Here is a 3,432-nt window from a genome sequence, read left to right on the forward strand (position 1 = left end):
GCCCCGCCGCCCGCGGCGGCCGGGCCGCCCCGCCGCCGCCCGCAAGGGACTTGGGGCCCTCCGGCACGCGCCGGACGCCGCCCGCCGCGACCGCGGCCGGCCCCTTCCGCGGCGTCCTCCCGCGCGGTCGGGCCGCCGGGGGAATCTGTGGGAACTCGACAGTGCCGCTGGTGCGCCCCTGTCGGCCCCGGCTTCCCGCGCGAGGCGGCGGACCGATAGTTTGCGTACGACAAGGGCAGACGCGCAGTGACGTCGAGGCGGCTGCCGGACACAGACATCGGAAGGGTGATCCCTTGAGCCGGTCGGTTCTCGTCACCGGAGGCAACCGCGGCATCGGCCTGGCCATCGCCCGCGCCTTCGCCGACGCGGGCGACGACGTCGCCATCACCTACCGCACCGGTGAGCCGCCCGCCGGCTTCCTCGCGGTGAAGTGCGACATCACCGACGCGGAGCAGGTGGAGCAGGCGTACAAGGAGATCGAGGACCGGCAGGGCCCGGTGCAGGTGCTGGTCGCCAACGCCGGGGTGACCCGCGACCAGCTCCTGATGCGCATGAGCGAGGACGACTTCTGCTCCGTGCTGGACACCAACCTCACCGGCACGTTCCGGGTCGTCAAGCGCGCCAACCGCGGGATGCTGCGCGCCCGTAAGGGCCGCGTCGTGCTCATCTCCTCCGTCGTGGGGCTGCTCGGCTCGGCCGGGCAGGCCAACTACGCGGCCTCCAAGGCCGGTCTTGTGGGCTTCGCGCGGTCCCTCGCGCGTGAGCTCGGCTCGCGCAACATCACCGTCAACGTGGTCGCCCCGGGCATCGTCGACACCGACATGACCCGCGCGCTCGACGAGGCCCAGCGGGAGAGCATCGTCAAGCAGGTGCCGCTGGCGCGCGGCGGGCAGCCCGAGGAGATCGCCGCCGCCGTCCGCTTCCTGGCCTCCGAGGAGGCCGCGTACATCACTGGAGCCGTCATCCCGGTCGACGGCGGATTGGGCATGGGTCACTGAACGTCATGAGTGGAATTCTCGCGGGCAAGCGGATCCTGGTCACCGGCGTGATCACCGAGTCGTCGATCGCCTTCCACGCCGCCAGGCTCGCGCAGGAGGAAGGCGCCGAGGTCGTCCTCACCGGCTTCGGCCGGGTGACCCTCGTGGAGCGCATCGCCCGGCGGCTGCCCAAGCCGGCCCCCGTCATCGAACTGGACGTGCAGAACCAGGAACAGCTCGACGGCCTGGCGGACGAGGTCGCCGCGCACCTCGGCGAGGGCGTCGGCCTGGACGGCGTCGTGCACTCGATCGCCTTCGGCCCGCAGGGCGCGTTCAACTTCCTGGAGGGCACGTGGGAGGACGTCTCCACGGCCGTCCAGGTCTCCGCGTACTCCCTGAAGGCGCTGACCATGGCCTGCCTGCCGCTGATGCCCCGCGGCGGCTCGGTCGTCGGCCTCACCTTCGACGCGCGGTTCGCGTGGCCCAAGTACGACTGGATGGGCGTGGCCAAGGCCGCCCTGGAGTCCACCAGCCGCTACCTGGCGCGCGACCTGGGCGCGCGGAACGTGCGCTGCAACCTGGTCGCCGCCGGGCCGGTCAAGTCCATGGCCGCCAAGTCCATCCCGGGCTTCGAGGACCTGGCGGACGTGTGGAACCACCGCGCGCCCATCGGCTGGGACCTCACCGACCCGGAGCCGGCCGGGCGCGGGGTCGTGGCCCTGCTGTCGGACTGGTTCCCCCGGACGACCGGCGAGGTCGTGCACGTGGACGGCGGCGTGCACATGATGGGGGCCTGAAGCCCCGCACGCGCGGACTCGTCAGCGCCGCGGCCCCGGTTCCCCGGTCAAGGGGACCGGGGCCGCGGCGCGTCGCCGTACGGGCGTCCCCGGGCCTCACCCGGGCCAGGGCCTCACGGCAGGTCCGGGCGGCAGCCGAACGCGTGCGCGCCGGCCTCGGCCGCCGCCCGCTCGCCGTCCCGCTCCCGGATCGCCTCCACCAGCCGCGCGTGGTCGACGTACCACTCGGACCGCAGCCCGGCGCCCACCTCCCCGCGCAGGAAGTCGCGCATCACGTCGACGAGGTCGGCGTAGAGCACCGCGAGCACCTCGTTGTGCGACGCCGCCACGACCGCCATGTGCATCGTGGTGTCCGCCGACACGAACGCCTCCACGTCGCCGGAGTCCCAGGCCCGCTCCCGCTGGCCCAGCAGCGCGTCGAGCTGCCGCAGCTCGGCCTCGGTGCGCCGCCGCGCGGCCAGCCGCGCCGCCTGCGCCTCCAGGGCGCTGCGCAGCTCCGCGATGTCGCGCGGGTCCGCGCCCGCGAACCTGCGGTGCATGACCCCGGCCAGCTCGCTGGTCGCCAGCACGTACGTTCCCGAGCCCTGCCGGATGTCCAGCAGGCCGTTGTGGGCGAGCGCGCGCACCGCCTCGCGCACGGTGTTGCGGGCCACGCCGAGCTGTTCGACCAGCTCCGGCTCGGTGGGGATGCGCGAGCCGACCGGCCACTCGCCGGACGTGATCTGGGCGCGGAGCTGGGCGATCACCTGGTCGGCGAGCGCGGAACGCCGGGGTGAGGTCAGCGGCATGACTCTCCTGGGACTGACGGGGCGCCTGCCGGGGAAAGCGGGCGGTCTCCATGATGCCGCTCGCGCGTCACCGGCCGGTAAAGGTCCGGCCGCACCGGACCGCGCGGACAGCCCATAAGAATATCAAGTGGACAATTATTCATCCCATGATTCTATGATGGTCGCCATGGCCGATGACCACCTCGCGACGACCGTCCCCGCTCCCCAGCCCGCCGCCGCCCCGCCGGGCCCGGCCGCCGCCCCGCGCCGGGACACCGCCGTCGCCGGCCGCACCGCCGCGGCGGCGGCGTGGCGGCGGCGCCTGATGGTCGCCGGACTCCTGCTGGCCGCGGTCAACCTCCGCCCCGGCATCACCAGCCTCGGCGCGCTGCTGGAGGACGTGCGCGACGGCCTCGGCATGAGCGGCACCCTCGCCGGGCTCCTGACCTCGATGCCCGCGGCCTGCTTCGCCCTCTTCGGGTTCGCCGCCCCGCGGCTCGCGCACCGCTGGGGCCCGGGGACGGTGGTGTGCGCGGGCCTGGCCGCCCTCACGGCCGGCCTCGCGGCGCGGCCGCTGCTGGGCGGCACGGCGGCCTTCCTCGCGGTCAGCGCGCTGGCGCTCGCGGGCATCGCGGTCAGCAACGTGCTCATGCCGGTGATCGTCAAGCGCTGGTTCCCCGACCGGGTCGGCCCGATGACCGGCCTGTACTCGATGGCGCTGTCGTTCGGCACCGCGCTGGCCGCCGCCGTCACCGTGCCGCTGACCCACGGCCTCGGCGGCGGCTGGCGCGCCGGGCTCGGCGCGTGGGCGGTGCTCGCCGCCGCGGCCGTACTGCCCTGGCTGGCGCTGGCCCGCGACCGCGCCCGGCCCCCCGACCGCGCCGCGGGCCC

Annotated in this window: 4 protein-coding genes; 3 read left to right on the forward strand and 1 reads right to left on the reverse strand. The window is 74.8% G+C overall.

Features of this window, described 5'->3' with window-relative positions; genetic code table 11:
- Positions 1-293: 293 nt before the first annotated feature.
- Positions 294-998, forward strand: coding sequence for a 3-oxoacyl-[acyl-carrier-protein] reductase (gene fabG, locus RKE29_RS28745; RefSeq protein WP_312008637.1), 705 nt, complete (start codon positions 294-296; stop codon positions 996-998).
- A 5-nt stretch (positions 999-1,003) separates the two neighbouring features.
- Positions 1,004-1,774 carry an enoyl-ACP reductase FabI gene (gene fabI / locus RKE29_RS28750; protein WP_312008638.1) on the forward strand — a complete coding sequence of 257 codons (771 nt, stop codon included), beginning with the start codon at positions 1,004-1,006 and terminating at the stop codon, positions 1,772-1,774.
- Positions 1,775-1,887: 113 nt separating this feature from the next.
- On the opposite strand, the gene RKE29_RS28755 is transcribed toward fabI, so the two are convergent.
- The gene (locus tag RKE29_RS28755; protein WP_312008639.1) at positions 1,888-2,562 is read right to left on the reverse strand and encodes an FCD domain-containing protein; all 675 of its coding nucleotides are present in this window, start codon (positions 2,560-2,562) and stop codon (positions 1,888-1,890) included.
- Positions 2,563-2,728: 166 nt separating this feature from the next.
- Here RKE29_RS28755 and RKE29_RS28760 point away from each other — a divergent pair.
- Positions 2,729-3,432 (forward strand): MFS transporter (locus RKE29_RS28760; protein WP_312008641.1); only part of this gene is annotated, 704 nt, incomplete at its 3' end.

This window comes from Streptomyces sp. B1866, from assembly GCF_031932565.1.
GTDB lineage: Bacteria > Actinomycetota > Actinomycetes > Streptomycetales > Streptomycetaceae > Streptomyces.